This window comes from Verrucomicrobiota bacterium, assembly GCA_016871535.1.
In the GTDB taxonomy this organism is placed as follows: domain Bacteria; phylum Verrucomicrobiota; class Verrucomicrobiia; order Limisphaerales; family SIBE01; genus VHCZ01.
The window spans coordinates 40,923-61,671 of the sequence record VHCZ01000003.1; the positions used below are offsets into that span (position 1 = coordinate 40,923).

The 20,749-nt window shown below is 59.9% G+C and carries 16 protein-coding genes; 4 read left to right on the top strand and 12 right to left on the bottom strand.

Translation table 11 applies throughout. The features are described 5' to 3' along the window. Window positions 1–59 precede the first annotated feature (59 nt). Complete coding sequence (locus tag FJ398_00945) at window positions 60–1,706, top strand: hypothetical protein (protein MBM3836522.1); 1,647 nt, start codon at window positions 60–62, stop codon at window positions 1,704–1,706. 585 nt (window positions 1,707–2,291) lie between these two features. Here the strand turns inward: FJ398_00945 and FJ398_00950 are convergent. From FJ398_00950 to FJ398_00995, 10 genes are all read right to left on the bottom strand, one after another. Next, window positions 2,292–2,861 carry a hypothetical protein gene (locus FJ398_00950; protein MBM3836523.1) on the bottom strand — a complete coding sequence of 190 codons (570 nt, stop codon included), beginning with the start codon at window positions 2,859–2,861 and terminating at the stop codon, window positions 2,292–2,294. A gap of 344 nt (window positions 2,862–3,205) precedes the next feature. After that, entirely contained in the window at window positions 3,206–3,853 is a 648-nt protein-coding gene (locus FJ398_00955) for a metallophosphoesterase family protein (GenBank protein ID MBM3836524.1), read from the bottom strand. A 31-nt stretch (window positions 3,854–3,884) separates the two neighbouring features. After that, window positions 3,885–5,081 carry a DUF1080 domain-containing protein gene (locus tag FJ398_00960; protein MBM3836525.1) on the bottom strand — a complete coding sequence of 399 codons (1,197 nt, stop codon included), beginning with the start codon at window positions 5,079–5,081 and terminating at the stop codon, window positions 3,885–3,887. A 582-nt stretch (window positions 5,082–5,663) separates the two neighbouring features. Then, a complete protein-coding gene (locus tag FJ398_00965; GenBank protein MBM3836526.1) occupies window positions 5,664–6,632 on the bottom strand; it encodes an ABC transporter permease in 969 nt (322 codons plus the stop codon). Further along, window positions 6,619–7,590, bottom strand: coding sequence for an ABC transporter permease (locus FJ398_00970; GenBank protein MBM3836527.1), 972 nt, complete (start codon window positions 7,588–7,590; stop codon window positions 6,619–6,621). The genes FJ398_00965 and FJ398_00970 overlap by 14 nt, the downstream gene beginning before the upstream one ends. Before the next feature lie 191 nt (window positions 7,591–7,781). Continuing rightward, window positions 7,782–9,446, bottom strand: a complete 1,665-nt coding sequence (locus tag FJ398_00975) for a peptide ABC transporter substrate-binding protein (GenBank protein ID MBM3836528.1) — start codon at window positions 9,444–9,446, stop codon at window positions 7,782–7,784. Between the two features lie 557 nt (window positions 9,447–10,003). Beyond that, window positions 10,004–10,444 (bottom strand): preprotein translocase subunit SecG, encoded by a 441-nt coding sequence (gene secG, locus FJ398_00980; GenBank protein ID MBM3836529.1) that lies wholly within the window; start codon window positions 10,442–10,444, stop codon window positions 10,004–10,006. 12 nt (window positions 10,445–10,456) lie between these two features. Beyond that, window positions 10,457–11,221: a triose-phosphate isomerase gene (locus FJ398_00985; GenBank protein MBM3836530.1), complete on the bottom strand. Its 765-nt coding sequence runs from the start codon at window positions 11,219–11,221 to the stop codon at window positions 10,457–10,459. Window positions 11,222–11,319: 98 nt separating this feature from the next. Beyond that, window positions 11,320–12,576: a phosphoglycerate kinase gene (locus tag FJ398_00990; GenBank protein ID MBM3836531.1), complete on the bottom strand. Its 1,257-nt coding sequence runs from the start codon at window positions 12,574–12,576 to the stop codon at window positions 11,320–11,322. 53 nt (window positions 12,577–12,629) lie between these two features. Next, window positions 12,630–13,244: a sigma-70 family RNA polymerase sigma factor gene (locus FJ398_00995; protein ID MBM3836532.1), complete on the bottom strand. Its 615-nt coding sequence runs from the start codon at window positions 13,242–13,244 to the stop codon at window positions 12,630–12,632. Between the two features lie 485 nt (window positions 13,245–13,729). Between FJ398_00995 and FJ398_01000 the strand changes: the two genes are divergently transcribed. Next, a complete protein-coding gene (locus FJ398_01000; GenBank protein MBM3836533.1) occupies window positions 13,730–15,250 on the top strand; it encodes an SAM-dependent methyltransferase in 1,521 nt (506 codons plus the stop codon). After that, window positions 15,250–16,227 carry a restriction endonuclease gene (locus tag FJ398_01005; GenBank protein MBM3836534.1) on the top strand — a complete coding sequence of 326 codons (978 nt, stop codon included), beginning with the start codon at window positions 15,250–15,252 and terminating at the stop codon, window positions 16,225–16,227. The genes FJ398_01000 and FJ398_01005 overlap by 1 nt, the downstream gene beginning before the upstream one ends. Before the next feature lie 358 nt (window positions 16,228–16,585). Here FJ398_01005 and FJ398_01010 read toward each other — a convergent pair whose 3' ends face one another. Next, window positions 16,586–16,780: a hypothetical protein gene (locus FJ398_01010; GenBank protein ID MBM3836535.1), complete on the bottom strand. Its 195-nt coding sequence runs from the start codon at window positions 16,778–16,780 to the stop codon at window positions 16,586–16,588. Between the two features lie 16 nt (window positions 16,781–16,796). Then, window positions 16,797–17,411 carry a hypothetical protein gene (locus FJ398_01015; GenBank protein ID MBM3836536.1) on the bottom strand — a complete coding sequence of 205 codons (615 nt, stop codon included), beginning with the start codon at window positions 17,409–17,411 and terminating at the stop codon, window positions 16,797–16,799. Window positions 17,412–17,768: 357 nt separating this feature from the next. Between FJ398_01015 and glnD the strand changes: the two genes are divergently transcribed. Then, window positions 17,769–20,546: a [protein-PII] uridylyltransferase gene (glnD, locus tag FJ398_01020; protein MBM3836537.1), complete on the top strand. Its 2,778-nt coding sequence runs from the start codon at window positions 17,769–17,771 to the stop codon at window positions 20,544–20,546. Window positions 20,547–20,749 lie beyond the last annotated feature (203 nt).

Consider the following 20,749-nt stretch of genomic DNA (forward strand, 5'->3'; position numbering starts at 1 on the left):
TCCTGGTTTCAATAGAATTATCTGTTGCTCCGGCCCGGCCCGTCGTTAGATTCCGTTTCGTGAAATCCTGGAACGCGGGCAAAGTAGGACAGGCTTCCAGCCTGTCTCCTTCCGATGAAGCGAACGGTAGGGCGAGCCTGTCTCCAGCGAGCCGAGTCGGACGTGTTCCACGCACGTCGAACGGCTCGACGGGACGGACTCGCCCTGCCGGGTTCATGGGCCGTGTGCAGGTCCGAAAGGAACAGGAAGCTTCCCATAAACCAACCCACCCCTCCACCCCTCCCAGCAGGGGAAGGGGTAGGTTCACGGGCTGTCTGCACTTCGGCTTCGTCGTCGCTTCCCTGCTGCTCTTCTCCTTTTCCCTGGCTGCGCAAACTCAAGAGGTGAAAACACCGGGTGATGACCGGAATCACTCCGTCAGTTTCGCCAAGGACATCGCTCCTATCTTTTCCAAAAAGTGCTTCAAATGCCACAGCGCCGAGAAACCCAAAGGCAGTTTTCAACTCCACACGTTCGATCTGTTGCTGAAGGCCGGAGACAGCAAATCCCCGCCGATCGTTCCAGGCGACGCCAGCCAAAGCGAACTTTACCGGCGCCTGGTTGCCTCGGACGGGGACGACCGAATGCCGCAAAAGGATGATCCGCTCCCGGCCAGCCAAATCGCATTGATCGAACGCTGGATCAAGGAAGGCGCGCGCTTCGACGGGCCGGACTCCAAAGCTCCGATTGTCTCATTGATCCCGCGCGACCCGTATCCGGATCCGCCGGCGAAGTACCGTTTTCCGGTCCAGATCACCGCGCTCGCGTTCAGCCCGGATGGAAGCGAACTGGCGGTCGCAGGCTATCATGAAATCACCGTCTGGGATCCCGTCGCGGGAAAGCTTCTGCGCCGAATCAAAAACGTGGCCGAAAGGACTTATGCTTTGGCCTACAGGCCGAATGGCGCCGTCCTGGCGGCGGCAAGCGGCGTTCCGGGCCAGACCGGGGAATCGGCGCTTTACGATCCGAAGGAAGGCAAGCTGATCAAGAGTCTTGGCACAACGACGGATGTGATGCTGGCCCTTAGTTTCAGTCCGGACGGCGCACGACTCGCCGTCGGCGGCGCGGATAATGCCATCCGCGTTTACGACGCGGCCAGCGGCAAGGAAATGCTGCTGATCCAGCAACACGCCGATTGGGTGACGGCGCTGGCGTTCAGCAAAGATGGGAGCCATCTGGCCTCGGCGAGCCGGGATCGCTCCGCCCGCGTCTATGACAGCAAGAGCGGCGAACTCGAAACCACTTACAACGAGCACGCCGGGTCGGTTCTGGCCGTGGCGTTCGCGGAGGATGGCAAACAGGTTTTCAGCGCGGGCAAAGAAAAGAAGATTCTCGTCTGGAACGCCGCCGACGCTCGAAAAGCCGGCGAGTTGGTCGGCTTCGAAGGCGACATCGTCAAACTCCTGGCCGATGGACCGAATCTGTTCAGTTGTTCAAGCGACAAAACGGTCCGGCAACACGACGCCGCGGATCGCAAATTGATCCAGACGTATTCCGGGCACAAAGACTGGGTTTATTCGCTGGCGTACCATCCACAGACCCGGCGCCTCGCCAGCGGCAGCCACGACGGTGAAGTGCGCATTTGGACGACGGAAGACGGGAAGCTTCTCGCGTCCTTCACCGCGGCGCCGGGCTACTTCGCCGCCAGAGATCAACAGAAGCCGTAGCAAGGTGGGCGACGCTCCCGCGCAGCCTCGTCAACTGATGGAAGCTTGAGGGGGGTGCGACTTAGAGCGTGTCCGAAAATTGCGCGGGGTCCTGCGGCGAGGGATTTTGGCTGTGGCCAAGGCGGCGAGGTCCGAGCATCCCCAACGCGGGCTGTAAGGACCGAGCCAACGCAGGCCACGGACAAAAGACCCGCCGCCCGGAGGGTTTTCGCGCCAAAGGCCGCCTGGCTTCGTTGCTCCTCAGTCGAAGATCCAGGGAGGATATTCTCCTTCGTCGCGCCTCGCCATCCGGCCTTTGGCGCGAAAACAGGACCCCGCGGAATTTTCGGACACGCTCTTAAAGTGTAGGTCATTGACTTCCCTCTCCCCGCGAGGAAACGAGTCGGGAGAGAGGGGTTTCCTGGAAAATGAGAAGCGAGCCAACGCCCCTCCTCTCCCCAGCCCTCTCCTCCCTTCGGGAAGAGAGGGAGAAGATTTCGTTGACCGACAGTATTAATCGTACCCAGCTTGGCGGAGTCCTCGCGTCACCGCCGGTAGGACCGCGGATAGAGTTCAACTCTGCGCTACGAGAGCAGCTTGGCTGAGTTACTTCGCGTTAACGTTCTCGGACATCTGATAAATGCACTTGCCGTTCGAGGCATAGTAGATCGCGCTGATCATCCGGCCGTCTCGGTAAGTGCGCTGGGATTTTGCGGTTCCGTCAGGCCAGTATTCCGCGACGCTGCCGTTGTGCGGGACCGCATTGTCATGAATGTGAGGCAACTCTACCGCATGCGTCCGAGCTTCTTTCGGTGCGGGAGACTTGGGGCTTTTCTTACGAAGGCTTGGCCCTTGTTCTGAGGCCAGAATTCTCTCCTTCACGTTCCGAGCTTTCTCCTCGGCGCGCTCGGCTTCTTCGTGTCGCCCTTGCGCATGGAGTTCCTTGACGTGCTGCCGGAGTTGCAACAGGTGTTCTTTGGCTTGGGCCATCTCTGCCTTCCGCGGCACGCGGCCGTGGGCTTCCTTCAACTCGGTGATCTGATTCTTCAACTTGCTGGCCTGTTCCATTTGGCCAGCGGCAACCAGATCTTCCAATTTGGCGTGAAGTCGTTTGACGTGTTCCTGGTGCTCCGCGTGGATCACTTCCGCATCCTTACGTTCGGCAAATTGTCGCATCCACGAGTTTGTCGGTGGCCGTAGCGCAGATTTCCAATCTGCTGTATCGCCGATTTGCAATCGGCATGGCGTCGGCAAGCTCCCAGGTCCGTGGACTTGTCGGCGGTTCGCAGAATGCAACTCTGCGCTACGAGGACAGAATCACCGTAGCCCTACGGTCAGGTTTGATGGGAAGTTTCCTGTTCCTTTCGGACCTGGACTCGGCCATGAATCCGGCAGGGCGAGTCCGTCTCGTCGAGCCGTTCGACGTGCGTGGAACACGTCCGACTCGGCTCGCTGGGGACAGGCTCGCCCTACCGTCCGGTTCATGGGAAGGGCAGGCCGCGGGAAAAGCGACGGGCTATTCAAGGCACTTCCAATCGCCTCAGCTCAATCGTCTGCCCGTCCAAATCGTAAATGGCGTAGGTGGCTTTCCGTTGCCCGTCGCGCGGATGGCCGACGCTTCCGACGTTCACGAAATATTGCCGGTTCGGCTCGATCTTGAACTTCGTGTAGCTGCCGCCCCGAACGGTGGTGTCCCGCACAAAAACCACCGGCACATGGGTGTGCCCGAAGAAACAAACCGGCGTCGTCTGATGATCGAATTGAAAACGCGCGGAGACGCGGTCGAACACGTAAGCCCATCGCCGCGGCTCGTTCAGGCTGGAGTGAACGATGGAGAAACCGTGCAACACTTCCACATAGGGTAGCGCACGCATCCAGGCGCGGTCGTCCTCCGTCAGTTGGTCGTGAGTCCATTGGATGTATTCCAGCGCCTTCGGATTCAAGCCCTCCGGGTGCGTCTCCATGCAGCAGTACTCGTCGAAATTGCCCTTCACACAGGGGATGCCCAGGCGGCGGATGGCATCAACGCATTCTTTGGGCTGGCGGTTGTAGCCGACCAGGTCTCCCAGACACGCCAGGTGCGTGCAGTGGTGGGTTCGCGCGTCCTCCAGAACAGTTTCGAGCGCCTTGAGATTGGCGTGGATGTCAGCGAGGAGCGCGTATTTCATGCACGCCGGCTAGACTAGGACTAGACTAGGACTAGTTCCGCGCCGCAGGCATTTCGGCGATGCGGATTCGGCGGAAGGAAAGATCGGTCGTCGGATCGTGGCCTTGCAAGCTGATGACGCCGGGCTGGGCGCGGTAACCCTGGCGCGCGTTTTCATTCGGAGCGCGTGTGTCCGTGAAGTCGCTGACCTGGATTCCGTTGATCCACACCGCCATGTGCGGCCCGTGGGCCACGATGGTCTTGGTGAACCATTCGCCGTCGCTCGAAACAACTCGCCGAGCCGGCTGGCGATTGTAAATCCCGCCGGTGCCGTAATCGACCGGTTTAGTGCGGTCGTCACCCTGCCATTGATTGCGAATCTGGCTTTCGTAACCGCTCCAGAATTGGCCGGCCAGCGCGCGGAAAAAGACGCCGCTGTTCAAGTGCTTGCCGTTGGAGATGATGTCGAGCTGGAAGGTGAAATCGCCGTAAGCCGCTTCCGTCTGCAAATCGCCGTTTCCGTTCTTGACGTTAAGCCGGCCCTCCGGCGTCACAGAGTACACCGACTTGCGGCCCGGGATTTCTTTCCAGCCGGTGAGGTCTTTGCCGTTGAAAAGGCTGCTCAGGCGAATCGGCTGCAAACGGAGGTTGCGGAATTTCAATTCGCCCTGGCCGTTGTATTGGAGCGCGAGGGTGCCGCGCGCTTGTTTGGGATCATTCTTCGCCACCAGTTTTTCGCCATCCAGCCCGACAACCAGATATTGCTGGTCGGTCATGATGTCGAACCGGCACCAGCGGCCCACGGTAGGAACTTTTTTCGTGGCGCGCGCCACTTCATTGATGCTGCCGGTCGGCCACTTGTCGTGCTTGTCGTAAATGTTCACCTCGTAAGCATTGGTCGCGGTGATGGCTCCGGCGGGCGGGCAACGGAGAAACACGCCGCTGTTCGCGGTGTCGTCGATCCAGAACTCGACGCTCAAATTGTAGTTCGCGAACTCGGTCGTCGTGCTCAAGTAACCGATGCCGCTCCCTGGGACGGCCTGGATCGTGCCGTCGGTCACGGTCCATTTGGCATCGCCGCGCGGCGCCCAGCCGAACTGCGTTTCGCCGTCGAAGAGCAGAAGCCAGCCTTGGGAGGCTTCATTGGGGGTGAGCGTGTTCGGTTTGCGCTCCGCGGCCAGAGCAGTCAGAGGCAAACAAATCGCTCCGGTGAAGAGGATGAACCAGATTGAATTCGTTGATTTCTTCATAGCCCGGGAAGGGGTCGAGTTTTCGATGTTGTCTTGAAGAGAGATGTTTTCGGTTTCGCGGAGGAAATGCAATGCTTCGTTTGGGATTGAGCGTGTGCTTGTGGGGCAAGCCAGGGATGCTACGGTGCCCTCCGACCTGGCTTCAGCAAGTCTGAACAGGATCGAAAAAATACGCAGGCGTCTGGAAGCGTTGTCCTCCCGCGCTCCAACGCCGCTTGCCCTCGCCGGTTGCGAACTGGCCGCGATTTCATCAATCCGTCGCCGACGTGCTGCTCCGAATCGTCTCTTCGGAATGCCATCGAACCGATCTGAACGGATATCGGCTGCCACGCGAAGTCCATCAGGCGATCGCAGCGTTGAGCGAAAGGCTCGCGGCGACGAACGCGCAAGGCCGCGCTTTCCCTGCGGAGTCCATTGTCCGCTATGTGCTGGCACTGGGTGAACTAGGTCGAGGGGCCGAGAGATCAGTTCCGGCATTGATTATTGGGCGACGAGAATCGAAATGTCGCGGACCGGGCGAGAAAGGCCCTTCAGGAAATCGCTCCGGAAATCGAGGTTTCTCGCTGAGCTCTGGCGTGGCGTCTATACTGAATGCCGCTCCGCCGCTCGCGGATCAAAAGCGTCGCGCAGGCCATCGCCGATGAAATTCAAGGCGAGCAAGACCGACGCGAGAAAGCCGCCGGGAAATACGATCAGCCACCAGTAAATCCGAATCGGATTGATCTGCGACGCCCCCTCTGCGATCAGCGACCCCAGGCTGGCCTGCGGCGGCTGGATGCCCAAACCCAGAAAGCTCAGGAACGATTCGTAAAGAATGATCGAAGGCACGGAAAGCATCAGATAAACGACGATCACCCCATACACGTTGGGCAAAATGTGCCGGAAGATAATCCGCGTCGTGGTCGCCCCCAGCGCAACGCTCGCGAGGATAAAATCCTGCTGGCGCAACGAGAGCACCTGGCCCCGCACGATGCGCGCCATCGTGAGCCATGACACGGCGCCGAGCCCGGCGAACAGAAACAACATCCGCCCCATCGACGCGGCTTCCGGAGAAAAGACCTTCGCGAGCCAACTCTTGAATAATTCCTCCAGCGTGGTGATCAGCACGATGACAAAGACAATCGACGGCGTCGCATACAGGATATCCACGATCCGCATCATGATTTGATCGCACCGTCCGCCCAGATATCCGGCTACCGCGCCCCACAATACGCCGATGAACAAGCTGACGCCTGCGCCCACCAACCCCACGAGCAGTGAAATCCGCGCGCCATAAACGATCCGGCTCAGCAGGTCGCGGCCATGGACGTCCGTGCCGAACCAATGGGTGGAGCCAGGCGGCTGGAACTGGGCGTCCGACAGCGCGAGGGGAGAATGCCGCATTCCCGAAGGCAGCCCGGAAGCGATGCGGGCCGTGTTGAAGATGGGCCAACACAAGATCAAGACGATGATGAGGCCGAGAAACCAGGCGCCGCCGCACGCTGCGCGGTTCGCTTTGAATCGGCGCCACGCGGCCTGGCCGGGGCTCAGGTGCAAATCAGCGCTCCTCATAGCGCACGCGCGGATCCAGCCAGGCGTAAGCCAGATCCACAATCAGATTCAGAACCAGCAGCAAGACCGCATAGAGAAGGACCAGGCCCACGGCCAGCGTGTAGTCTTTGTTCAGCGAACTGTTCACCATGAGGACGCCAATGCCAGGGAGCTGAAAAATCGTTTCGACCACGAACGACCCGGTCAGCAGATCGGCGAGCAACGGTCCTGAATAGGACACCACCGGCAAGACCGCGTTGGGAAAGGCGTGCCGCCAGAGCACCGCGGCTTCGCTGAGCCCCTTCGCGCGCGCCATCAGGATGTACGGGGCGGGGAGCGTGTTGAGCATGCCCTCGCGCATCAGCCTCGAAATGCGCCCGGCGAAAAATAGTCCCAAGGTGATCGTCGGCAAGATCGCGTGCAGTGGCGACCCCCACAAAGCGACTGGAAACCATTTGAGTTCGATGGCGAAGAGCATCGCCAGCACCGGTCCGACGACGAGCGCGGGAACGCACACGGCCAGGAACGCAAAAAAGCTTGCGGCGTATTCGTCCCAGTACCCTTTGCGGACCGCCGTGTAAACCCCTAGCGGAATCCCGATCCCCATCGCCAGACAAAAGGCCAGCGCGCCGATCGCCAGCGACACCGGGAGTCCCTGGGCAATGATCTCGTTGACCGTGTGATTGCGGTGTTTGAGCGAAGGTCCCAGATCGCCTCGGATCAACCCGCCCTGGAAGAGCTGAAGTTTCCCATCGTTGAACTCCCAACCCACGCCGAGGTAGCGCAGATATTGTTTCCAGACCGGTTCATCGAGGTGAAATTTCGCTTTGAGCGCCCGTTCAATTTCCGGCGAAGCCGGCGCACGATCTCTATCGAACGGCCCGCCCGGCGCCACCCGGACCAGGACAAACGCGAGCAGGCTGATGATCAGGAGCAACGGGATCATCAACAGGAATCGCGTCAGGAAATACCAGCGCATCGGACGAATCGTAAGGCGTAAAACGTAAAACGTAAAACGTAACGAATGCGGCTTCGTAATCCCCGTTGCGAAGGCCGGTGGGGCGAGTGTCCTCGCGAGCCAAATTCAATCGAACTCTGCGATGGACCGGCTCGGCAGGAGTCCTCGCCCCACCAAGACCGAGGCATTACCTCCGACTTACGTTTTACGTTTTACGGATTCCGGTCCGTTTGCTTCCAAATCGCCCGGAGCGGATGTTCGCCGCGGACGTTGGGATAGACGCCTTGAATGCGCGTCGCGTCGTAGCCTTCCAAACCGGCGTAAACGTAGAGCGGCACGATGGGGACTTCGTCACGGATCAGGAGACCTTCGGCGGCTTGCAGCAATTGAGCCCGTTCCCGCCGGTCTATTTTGGCGTTGGCTTCGCGCAGGAGTTGGTCGTAGCGCGCGTTTTTCCAACCCGTCCGGTTGTTGCCGCTCGTGCTCAGGAACACGTCGAGAAACGTGTTTGCGTCGTTGTAATCGCCGATCCAACTGCTCCGGCAGACGTCGTAATCGAGCCGGGCTTGCGCATTCAGATAAATCTGCGAGTCCAGATTGCGCAGTTCGACGTGAAGTCCCAGTTCGCGTTTCCAAAGAGCCTGGAGTTCGACCGCGATCTGTTCGTGGTTTTTGCCCGTGTTGTTGTACATGTAATGGAAGCGGGGAAAATTCTGGCCGCCCGGATAGCCGGCTTCGGCCAGCAAGCGCCGGGCTTCGGCAGGATTGAATTCAAGCCCCGGCGGCGGCGTATAATCCGGCACGCCGGGAGGCACCAGATGTTGCGCGACTTTTTCACCCGCCTTGAGGACTTTCGACACGATGTGCCGCTTGTCGATGGCCAGGGCGAGGGCTTTGCGGACGCGCACGTCATCGAACGGCTTCCGGGTCACGTTGAAGCGGATGAAATACGTGCCCAGATAGTCGGAGCTGTGAAAATCGGGGCGCCGGCGCAGGAGGTCCATCAATTCCAGCGGCATGAGCTCTTTGTCCCAAATAATGTCCGCCTGACCGGTTTCGTAGAGATTCAGCGCGGTGCTGGCGGAGGAACATCGCAGCAAGTCCACAAGGGGCGAGCGCGTATTCGCCGCGTCCCAGTAACGGGAATTCTTCCGAAGCCGAATCCTGTCGTTCAGCCGCCACGCTGCCAATTCGTACGCGCCGCTGACGGGGACCGGATGAACCAGGACCCAGCGGTCGCCGTGTTTTTCAATCGCCTGCCGAGGAACGATTCCCAGCGCGGGCAGCGCGCAGAGATCCAGGAAGAACGGCGTGGGATCGTTCAGTTCGACGCGAAAGGTGTGCAGTCCGACCGCCTTCAATCCGAGGGCGTCCGGTTCTTTGAGTTTGGCGGTTGCGAAGGCTTCGGCGTTTTTGATGTAAAACAACAAGCCCGAATACACGCAGCCCGTCGCGGGATCGAGGACGCGACGCCAGGTGTACGTGGCGTCCGCGGCAGTAATCGGCTCGCCTGTGGACCACACAGCGTTGGTACGCAAATGGAACGTGTAAACGAGGCCATCGTGGGAAATGTCCCAGCGTTCCGCCAGGCCCGGCTCGGGTTTCGCGGTTTCGGCGTTGAAACGAGTCAGGCCTTCGAACAACGAAGCGACGATCCGTCCGTCCGCCACGGCGCTCACAAGGGCAGGGTCGAGCGACTCAGGTTCGGGTCCGTTAATGATGGTCAGGTCGGCTGGTTCTTCGAGACGCGCGCAACTGGCAAGGCAAGGGAGTAAAACGTAAAGCGCAAGGCGTAAAAGATGAATGTGAAGAGAGCTACGCATAGGGGCTACCGCATCTGGATTCCAACGACTCCCACGATCTTCTGACCGCACCATGAATGGTAAGGACGCGTTCCACCGCGTCCCTGAGATCGCTTATTCGCTCGCTGAGCAGATAGTCAGGGACGGAGTGGAATCCGTCCTTACCAGGTTCAATGGAAAGTCCTGATGCTTGCGGCCGTGAATGCCCACAAACCGAAAATCGTGCTGAACGCAGTCTTCAGGCTCAGAATTCCTGCTCACGGCCTGTGAGCAAGGTAGGGCGAGTCCGTCCCGGCGAGCCACTCGACGAGCTTGGAACACGTCCAGTGCGGCTCGCTGCGGACAGGCTCGCCCTACCGCTAGTGATGTGTCTCACAAATGGCTGGAGTTATGCCGCAAGGGATTTTGGCCTCCCGCGAGGCGCGAGCGACGCGCATACCCCTGGTGGGTCTGTAAGGCGCGAGCAACGAAGCGGGAGGCCAAAAGACCTGCGGCCCGAAGGGTTGCGCCGAAAACGGTCTGGGGCTGCGTTGCTCCTCGGTCGCAGAGCACCGGGGCTATGCTCCCTTGTCGCGCCTTGCCCCAGGCCGTTTTGGGCGCAACATAACTCCAGCCATTCGTGAGACACATCACTAGGGTTTCGCGGGGGGCGCTGTCGCTGCCGCAGGCGAGCTTGTCGTGGCCGTGATTGCGGGCAGATTCGTCAAAGTCTGCGGGGAAACGGGCAAAGACTGATTAGGCGCGCCGCTCAGGTCTCTCATGGGATTGGACTGGTCGGACGCGGCGGCCTTCTTGCGCAGTTCCTCATCCAGGAGGCGTTTGCCCGCCTGGGCATGGCGCGAATTCATCAAGGAAAGGCTGAACGCCAACACGATAAAGACGGTCGCCGTATATTTGGTCATTTTGGTCAGCGCGTTGCCGGACCCGGCGCCAAACAGGGCGTCCGTCGCCCCTCCCCCGAAGGCCACGCCCGCGCCCGCTTCTTTCTTGGGCAGTTGAATCAGGATCAACAGCATCAACAGGAAACAGTCCACCACCATGATGAACGTCAGAAAACCAATCACTAAACTCATAGCATCGTTCGGTTAAATCGAATTCTTCACAATGTCAGAAAACCCCCGGGCTTCCAACGAAGCGCCGCCCACCAAAGCTCCATCCACATCCGGCTGGCCCATGATCTCGCGGGCATTGCCCGGTTTGACGCTGCCACCGTATTGGATTCGCACGCGTTTGGCAATCGCTCCATCGAACAACTCCGCCAGCGTTTTGCGAATGAACGCGTGCGCTTGCTGGGCTTGCTGCGGCGTGGCATTGCGCCCCGTGCCGATGGCCCACACCGGTTCGTAAGCGAGGATCGTGTCGGCCATTTGCTCTTTGGCCAGTCCGGCCAGGCTGCCCCGGAGTTGCTTGCTCAATACGTCGTCCATTTTGCCGGCTTCGCGCTCCTGGAGCGTCTCCCCCACGCACACGATGGGTTTCAGCGACGCGGCATGCGCGGCGAGCGTCTTCTTGGCTACCAGCGCGTCGCTTTCCTGCTGATACTGCCGGCGCTCAGAGTGGCCGAGGATCACGTACCGGACGGAGAACTCCTTGAGCATGCCCGCCGAAACTTCGCCGGTGTACGCGCCGCCGTTCTGCTCGCTCATGTTCTGCGCCCCCAGCCGAATATTGGAGTCCAGAATCTGCTTCGAAACCTCGCCCAACGCCGTGAACGGCGGGCAGACGACAAGGTCGATTTCCTTGACCGCGCCCAATTCCCGCTTCAAGCCCTGGACCAGGTCCAACGCCTCGGCGACGGTCTTATTCATCTTCCAATTGCCGGCAATAATGAGCTTGCGTTCCTTTTGCATGGGACCGGGGCTAGATTCCCTCTCCCTGAGGGAGAGGGCCAGGGTGAGGGGAAAGGATGCGTTGTTGGGACTGTGAACTCATCGAATCTGCAAACGCGTCACTTGCTCGAAAGGGCTGCCACGCCCGGCAGTTCTTTTCCTTCCAGAAATTCCAGGCTCGCGCCGCCGCCCGTGCTCATGAAAGTGACCTGTTCGCCCAGGCCCGCCGCGTTCAAAGCTTTCACGCTGTCTCCGCCCCCAATGATGCTTTTGGCGCTGTTCTGTTTCGTGGCTTCGGCGACGGCGCGCGCGATGGCAAAGGTGCCTTCCGCGAAACGTTTGTCTTCAAAAATCCCCATCGGGCCATTCCAGAGAATCGTTTTGGCGGTCCGGATTGCCTCGCCGTAAGCTCGGATTGTCGCGGGACCAATATCGACCCCCGCGCCGTCCTCCGGCAAATCTGCCGAGCTGTTCACGCGCGGGTTTTGCATTTCGATCACAGGCTTGCCTTTTTTGTTCAATTTGCCGGTGTCCACGGGCGTGGCGATCACATCGTCGGACGGCAGCAAAAACTTCACGTCGCGCGCGGCCGCTTTGCTCAGCGCGGTCTTGGCCACGTCCGTCTTGTCCGGTTCGACCAGAGACTTGCCCGTCTTGCGCCCTTGAGCCAGCCGGAAGGTGTAAGCCATCGCGCCGCCGATCAGGATGCAATCCGCTTGCTCGATCAACCGGTCGATGACGCTGATTTTGTCCGAAACTTTGGCGCCGCCCAGAATGACCACAAAGGGGCGGGCCGGCTTTTCCAATTCGTCGCCCAGGAATCGCAGTTCGCGTTCCATCAGGAGCCCGCCTGCGCACGGATCGCCCCGGCGGGCAACGGCGCGCGCCATGCCTTCGGTCGATGCATGAGCGCGATGCGCCGCGCCGAATGCATCGTTGATGTAAAAGTCCGCGAGCTGCGCGAGCTGCTCGGAGAACGCGGCATCATTGGTTTCTTCTCCGGCGTAAAACCGGAGATTCTCCAGCAACAACACATCGCCCGGTTGCAGCAGCCCAATTGTCTTCTCGACCTTTTCGCCCACGCAATCATCGACGAACGCCACGGGCCGGCAGATCAAATCCGCCAGCTTCGCCGCCACGGGCCGCAGCGACATAGAAGGCTCGCGTTTGCCCTTGGGACGTCCGAGATGCGACGCGAGAATGATTCGCGCGCCCTTCTCGATCAGCCATTCCAGCGTCGGCAGCGTCTCTTTGATGCGGGTGGTGTCCGTGACGATCATCTGCCCGTCCTTCTCTTCCATGGGCACGTTGAAATCGACGCGCACGAAGACGCGTTTGCCCCGGACGTTCAGATCATGGACGGTTAACCTGGCCATAAAGCGAAATAGGCGCGAAGCATAGCGAAGCCGCCCATCGAGTCAAAGGGGAATTAGAACTGCTTCGTTGCCTCCCAGGCCCCAGTCCGCAGATACGGCTTGAGCTTCAGTTTGAGCGATTCCCGTCCGCGATGGATCAACGATTTGGTCGCGGAAAGCGAACAGCCCAGGACCTGGGCGATTTCCTCGTAGGACATTTCGTCCTCCTGAAACAACAGGATGGCCGTCCGCTGGTTCTCGGGGAGGTCCGCCAGGGCTTCTTCGATCTTACGCGTCAATTCATCCCGCAGGACAAGATCAGGGGGGAGCGCGTTCTTGGTATCTTCGTACTGGCGGATCGGTTGGTCTTCGTTGTCTGGATGCGGCGCGTCCAGAGAATCCGCCGGGTGCCGCGAGCGCCGACGGATTTCGTTCAGGCAAAGGTTCCGGGCGATCGTGTACAGCCAGGTGGAGAATTTCGCCGACACGCGATAGCGATGCGCGGATTTGAATACCTGCAGAAAGACGTGCTGCGCCAGGTCTTCCGCTTCGGTCGCGTCGGGCAGGGTCCGGAAAAGAAGATTGATAACCGGCTGCTTGTACTTTTCGACTAGTTCCTCAAAAGCGGCCATATCGCCCTGTTTGACGCGAAGCATCAGGGCGGCATCGGGATCGAGGTTGGCAGCCATCGGGTATCAACGTAACAGACCGCAACTCTGGCACAAGCCGGTTAGAGCCTGTCAGACAGGCTCTTAAGCCGAAGCCTTGGCAAACACCGGCGGGGTGGAAGAGTTTTGGGAGGTGTTCAGGATTTCGATTTTTGCTGATCTCGGCCTTTTGATGAAGCTGGGGAGCGCGACCGTCTCGGTTGCTGTGTTTGGCGTCGCGCCGCGTCCTTTTCGACGAAGATGCGAGCCGGATTGAAACGTCGCCGGCTCAACAGCGGTTTGCCGTTTCCGCTGACGCTTGTTTGCCGCAGTTCGGTCGCACAATCATGGCGCTGCGTGCTTATGCGCCCCATGAAAGCGCATTTCCCGCGCGGGGCTCTTCAGGGCGCTGAACAATCGGACGCAAGCGGAAAGCTGCTTGGGTGCGTCCAAAATGCGGAGGCCACAAAGGCCACAAAGGGCATCTTGCGCAACCATCCCGCTCTCGAGTAAAGTTTCTTTCAGCAATGCAGGTGCTTGATTCATCCCGAAGCCGCATCCTTGAACCTCTCCGTTCCAAGGCGTCCGTCGAGTTTGATGCCGAACGGAAACAGGAGTTGGGGCAATTCTTCACGCCGGAATCTATCGGGGCTTTCATGGCGTCGTTATTCGAGAAATGCCCGGCCGAAATCCGTCTGCTTGACGCCGGCGCGGGAGACGGTGCACTCATCGCTGCTTTTGTGAAGCAGTCATGCGGCGGCGGGCGTCCGCCAAAACGAATTGCCGTGACAGCCTACGAGCTTGACGACGCAATCCTTCCGGCTCTTGAGCGGACATTGCGGTTGTGCCGGACCGAGTGTGAGCAAACCGGAATCGCGTTCACTGCGGACTTGCACCACGAAGATTTCATTGGGGCTGCGGTTACACTCACGCGCCAAGACTTGTTCGATTCATCCAAGACACCGTTCAACGCGGTCATCCTCAATCCACCCTATCGCAAGATCAACAGCGACTCACACGCGCGACGGCTGCTGCGTGAGACTGGAATTGAAACGAGCAACCTCTACACAGGCTTTCTTGCGCTCGCCGCGAAACTTCTGTGCGAAAGCGGCGAGATGGTGGCGATTTGCCCGCGCAGTTTCTGCAATGGGCCTTACTTCCGTCCGTTCCGCGAACAGTTCCTTGCGGTGATGTCGCTCCGCCGACTCCACGTTTTCGAATCGCGGTCGGTGGCGTTTCAACATGATGACGTGTTGCAGGAGAACATCATCGTTCATGCCGTTAAGTCGCCGAAGAAGCCGGAGTTGGTCGTCATTTCGACGAGCAGCGGCGAGACCGGCGGCAAAATGACGGCCCGAACCTGTCCATTCAGCGAGGTTGTTTCGCCGCGCGACCCCGAGCAGTTCATTCACCTTGTCGCTGCCGAGTCAGACGAAGCGGTTCGCCAGAAGATGCGGAGATTCACGGCTCCGCTCGCGACGCTCGGCTTGGAAGTTTCGACGGGACGCGTCGTAGATTTCCGCGCGAAGCAGTTTCTCGTTCGCGAGCCTCAGGACGATACCGCGCCGCTGATTTACCCGTGCCACCTTAACGGCGGCTTCGTGCATTGGCCGAAGCCGGGCGGCAAGAAGCCGAACGCCATCCGCGATACCGAACGCACGCAGGAACTGCTCGTGCCGGGCGCGATTTACGTCCTGGTGAAACGCTTCACGTCGAAAGAGGAGCGTCGGCGAGTGGTGGCTTGCATTTACGACCCACACCGCATCCGCGCAGAGCGTGTCGGCTTTGAAAACCATCTGAACTATTTCCATGCTCGTGGACGCGGGCTGCCGATGGACGTGGCGAAGGGGCTCGCCGCCTTCCTGAATTCAACGCTGGTTGATGTTTACTTCCGCCAGTTCAATGGTCACACACAGGTCAACGCGACCGACTTGCGGAACATGCGCTACCCGACGCGCGCGGAGCTCGAATCGCTTGGCCGCAAAATCGCCGATGCGTTCCCCGACCAGGCCGAGTTGGACGCGCTCGTTGAAAGGGAGCTTGTTTGATGGCCGCCGCCAATGCCCGCGCGAGCGCCGCAGCGAGGAAGGGAAAGCTGGGCGAAGCGATGGAAATCCTCAAAGCAATCGGCTTCGGTCCGAGACAGAGCAGCGAAGTCGCGGCCTACACTTTCCTCGCGCTGCTCGACCTTGTCGCGAACGCCCCGTGGAGCGCCGCCTCAAATCCGCTCCGTGGCATCACGCCCATCATTGGGTTCATTGCGAAAGCCTACGGTGTCCGATACGCGCCGAACACGCGCGAAACCATTCGCGACGAAGCCGTCAAATACTTCGTCGAAGCGGGATTGTTGCTGCGCAACCCGGACAATCCGAACCGCCCCACGAACAGCGGCCAAACCGTTTATCAAATCGAACCGACGGCGTTAGCGCTGGTGCGCACGTTTGGAACGAAGCCGTGGTCCGCGCAGTTGAAGGAGTATCTGGCGAATCGCGCAAAGATTCGTGAATCTGTCGAGCGCGAGCGCAAGCTGGCGCGCATTCCAGTGAAGCTTCCTTCTGGCGAAACGGTAACAATCTCGCCGGGCGGCCAGAATCCGCTCATTAAACAAATCATCGAGGAGTTTTGTCCACGCTTCGCGCCGGGCGCGACAGTTGTTTACATCGGCGACGCCGAGAGCAAGTTTCTGCATCTGGAAGCAGCCTACCTCGAAGGCTTGAGGGGTGTGATTGCGGCGTCGGCGAAAATGCCCGATGTCGTGGTGCATGACACGAAGCGCAACTGGTTGCTGTTGGTTGAAGCTGTCACGAGCGCTGGGGCGGTGGATTGGAAGCGTCGGAATGAACTCAAAGACCTTTTCAAAAGCTGCAAGGCCGGCCTGGTGTTCGTTACCGCGTTCGAGACGCGGCGCGCGATGCAGAGTTTTCTGCCGCTGATTTCCTGGGAGACAGAAGTTTGGGTTGCTGAAGCTCCGGATCATTTGATTCACTTCGACGGGGAACGGTTTCTCGGCCCTTATCCAGATTGAAAGGCTTTTATGCAACGCTGCCCGACAACACAAGACGTCGGTTGGTTTTTGGACCTCTACAAAAACGGCCAACTTGATTTGACCCACCGTATCAGCGGCGCTCCTAAACCCGACTCTGTCCTCGTTCGACGGCGAGAGGCGGAATCAAGTTGCGCGACGTGAATGCGCGGTGGCTCTCTGGCCACAACGGCGGGTTGGTGTTCAGTTTGAACGGTCAGCGCTCTCCGTTTTCTGGCGCTCGATTTCGCGTTGTTTCGCGCTGTCCTTGGACTGGATGACGACGATGGTAACCGTGCGTCGGCGAGGCAAGTCCTGCGATGCGGGTGAGCGGGAGGCCCGTGCTGCCTTGTGACGAAAGTCAGCGAGCAGTGAGTTTGCGGCGGCGGGCGACGCCGTTGCGGTGGACGCGGCGGTGCGGACGGCGGGCCTTGTCCATTTCCGCAATCATGCGGGCTTCCAGCAAGGCGCGAGGCGAGGCGAACGCGATTTCGTGCGTGCGCTCGTATTCCAGCAGGTCATCCAGCCAATCTTTCGGCGTCAGCTTCCGTTTCATATTGGATAGAGTGCGTTCAGTGTTTCGCTTTTGCAAGACGGCGCTTCCGATCGGTTAAGTAGTAATCCCGGATGCCGCGCATGGTGTCCCGACGGATGATGAACAAATCCTGCACAGGGCGGGTTTGCAGAATCTTTTCGTAAAACGGGGCGGAACTGCCCGTGGCCTCGCCCCAGATCATTTCGATGCCGAGGAAAGCGGCAATCCCCGTGAGGCTGAAAAGCATTCCAGTGCCGATCCCGGAAATGGGCTGATTCGCGAACATCAAGCCTGGACGGACGGCGAGGAAGTCCAGAACAAGATGATGACACCAAGTGCGGCGGCAGTAGGCGAGCGCGAGGAACTTGTATCGCTTGGCCCAGTCCGCGGACGCGACGAGGAGGAATGCAAGTTCGGCGCGGTCGTTGCGGCGGACGGCGGCTTGCAGGTCTTTGAGACTGGCTACAGTCGCGCCCTCACGGGTGTAGTAGAACCAGCGTTTGGCGGCGAGTGCGGCGAACTCCGCCGCGTCCGTTCCCGGTGTCATCTTCCGCCAAGCCCGCACGCGTCGGACTTCCGCTTCTGTAGCGAACGTCAATTCGACAGGCCGGAATTCGCCCGCCGCTTCGGCGTGGAAGATGATGGGTTTCATGCTTTCGCGCGGCGGGCGGCGCCTCTCGACGGAACCCGCTGACCGTTGCGCTTTCCATGCGGGTCAATCTGATCGGAATCCCGGACGAAACCAAGCGCCATTCTCGCCCTCCGGATCCTCTCCACGGTTTTGGGAAAGATGAACTATTCCGTGTGACGCGAACCCGGCTCGTTCGTCCCCCTCCGGCCACAGAGGCGGTTGGTGTTCAATCGGAAGGGCGATTCCTGCGATGATCAAAGTCAAAAGTCAGTTTCAGTTTCATTCACGCTCTGGAAATACCGGTGACTGAGTGTTCAGTTGGAAAGACTTCTCAGGTTCACTTGCGTTTTCGCGGACTTCTGACCTATCGTGCGTCGGATGCGGAACCTGTTGGAAAAGATCGAAGCGCACGCCGCGCAGCGGCTGGTCTTGCCGCAAAACCGCGCGCCCAGCAGCGAACTGGCGCGCTACAAGAACTTCCTCAAAGTCGAACGCCATCGCCTCAAGATGCAACATCGCGCCGGCGCCGGCGGGCGCGCGGTCTGCCAGGGGCAAGCCGCGGTGCTCGATGTCCTCTTGCGCTACCTCCTGGACGCCGTCCGAAACAGCGCGCCGCTAGATGCGTCCGCCCGGAGAGTAACCTTTGCTCTGGTCGCGCTCGGTGGCTATGGCCGGGGCGAACTCAATCCCCAGAGCGACATTGACATCATGTTCCTGCATTCGGGGGAACTGGTTTTCAACGGCAAGCCGCGTCCGTATCTCTCGGCCCTCACGGATGGGTTGCTTTACACGCTCTGGGACATCGGACTGAAGGTTGGCCATTCCGTCCGCAGCGTCGATGACTGCGCGCGGATTGCCAACACGGACATGCAATCCAAAACGTCGCTGATCGAAGCGCGGTTGATCGCCGGGGACGAGGAGTTGTTCCAGCGCATGCAGGCCGTCGTCCTGGCCAAATGCGTGCGGGGTTCGGAAGCGAGCTACATCAAGGCGCGAATCGAAGATCAGGAGGCTCGCCGCGCCAAGTTCGGCAATTCCGCCACCATGCAGGAACCCAACATCAAGAATGGCTGCGGCGGATTGCGCGATTTCCAGAACCTGGTCTGGATGTCCTTCTTCAAATACCGCGTACGCACGCTGCGCGAAATGGAGACGCGGGAATTGATCGGCGCCGGCGAATCCAAGCAACTCGAAGCCGCTTACGATTTCCTGCTCCGGACCCGGAACGAGCTGCACTACCAGACCAACCGGCCCGTGGACGCGCTGTCCAGGAGTCTGCAGCCGGTTGTGGCGCACCACCTGGGCTACACCGACCGTTCGCCGAGCAAGCGGCTCCAGCGGTTCATGCGCGATCTGTATTCGCACATGCGCAACATTTACCTGATCACGCGCACGGTGGAGCAGCGGCTGGCGCTGCTGCCGCAACCGCAGCGGCTGCCTTCGCTGCGCCAGATCATTCGCAGCGGCCGCCAGCGCGCGCTGCAGCAGTTGTTCGACGGCTTCAAGCTGATCGACCGCGAGATTCACGCCGCCACGCCGCGCGTCTTTCGCGACCAGCCGCGGCGGTTGATGCGCGTGTTTCTCTACGCGCAGCAACGCGGATTCACGCTGCACCCCGACCTGACGCAGCTCGTCCGCAACCATCTGTCGCTGGCCGGCAAAACCTTCCTGCAGGACCGGCACGTTCACGAAACGTTTCTCGAAATCCTCAACCAACGCGGAAACGTCGCGCCGATCCTGCGCGCCATGCACGACGTCGGACTGCTGGGGCGGTACCTGCCGGAGTTCGGGCGTTTGACGTGCCTGGTCCAGCACGAGTTCTATCACCGTTACACCGCCGACGAGCATACACTGATGTGCCTCGAAAAGCTGGACCAGGTCTGGGAAGCGAAGCAACCACCCTTCAACCGTTACACCGAAATCTTCCAGCGCATCGAGCGGCCGTTCGTCCTTTATCTGGCGTTGCTGCTGCACGACGCGGGCAAAGCCTATGACGACGGCAAGCACGAGGTGCTCGGCGGGAAACTTACCCTGAACGTCTCCCGGCGCCTGGGCCTGGACAGCGCCACCACCCACGCCCTGCGCCTGCTCGTGGAACAGCACCTGGCCATGATTCAAATCTCGCTGCGCCGCGACCTGGACGACCCGGTGGTGATTCGGAATTTTGCCGCGCTGGTCCAGTCTCCTGAAAACCTGGACATGCTCCTGCTGCACACCTTTGCCGATTCCCTGGGGACCAGCGAACAACTCTGGAACGGATTCAAGGATACTCTGCTCTCGACGCTTTATCACAAGACCATGAACCTGCTCTCGGGCGGGACGGACTTTCTTCGTGCCGAAGAAAAACATCGTGAACTGCTGGCCGCGGAGGTTCGCAAGCTGATGTCGTCTCACCTCGGGGAAGACGAACTCCAGGCTCACTTCGCGCATTTGCCCGCGCGTTATTTCCAGATTCATTCCGCCCGGCAAATCATGGCCGACCTGGACCGCGAGCAGCGATTCCTGCAACTGCAAATGCACGAGGAGGACAAAGCGCTCGAACCGGTCATCGACTGGCACAACGAGCCGGACCGCGGCTACACCGCCGTGCACGTCTGCACCTGGGACCGCGCCCGCCTCTTCAGCAAGATCACCGGCTGCCTGACTGCGGCGGGCCTCAACATTCTCAGCGCGCAAATCTTCTCACGCACGGATGGCATCATTCTGGACACGTTCTTTGTGACCGATGCCAAAACCGGTTTGCTGCCGGTCCGGGAGGAACGCGAGAAGTTCGAGCGATTCTTGAAAACGGCGCTCACCGGCCATCTGGATCTCTCGCCGCTGATCGCCCGCCAGAAAGTGACCGTGCCGATCTATCGCGCGCTCGAAGGCGAGCAAATCCCGACCGTCCTCCATTTTGACAACGATACCTCCGATTACTACACGGTCATCGACATCCAGACCGAGGACCGGGTCGGGTTGCTTTACATCATCTCGCAGGCGCTGGCAGACTTGAGCCTCGACATCGCCCTGGCGAAGATTTGCACCGAGAAAGGCGCGGCCATCGACAGCTTTTACGTGTCCCAGGCCGACAGCCGCAAGGTCACTTCTCCCGAATACCAGAAATTCATTTCGGACAAACTCAAAGCCGCCATCGCCAGCCTTGATCCAAGCTAATAATACTGTGCAGACCGTGGGATTGACGACAGATCGACCGGAGAACCGTAGCGCAGATTTTCAATCTGCTGTATCGCCGATTTCCAATCGGCAGGGCGCCGGCCAGTCCCAGCGGGCTCGGACTGGGAGACGCCCCGCAGAATACAATTCTGTGATACGGCAGAGTGCAACTCTGCGCTACGAGCTTTGTCGTCCATCCCGTG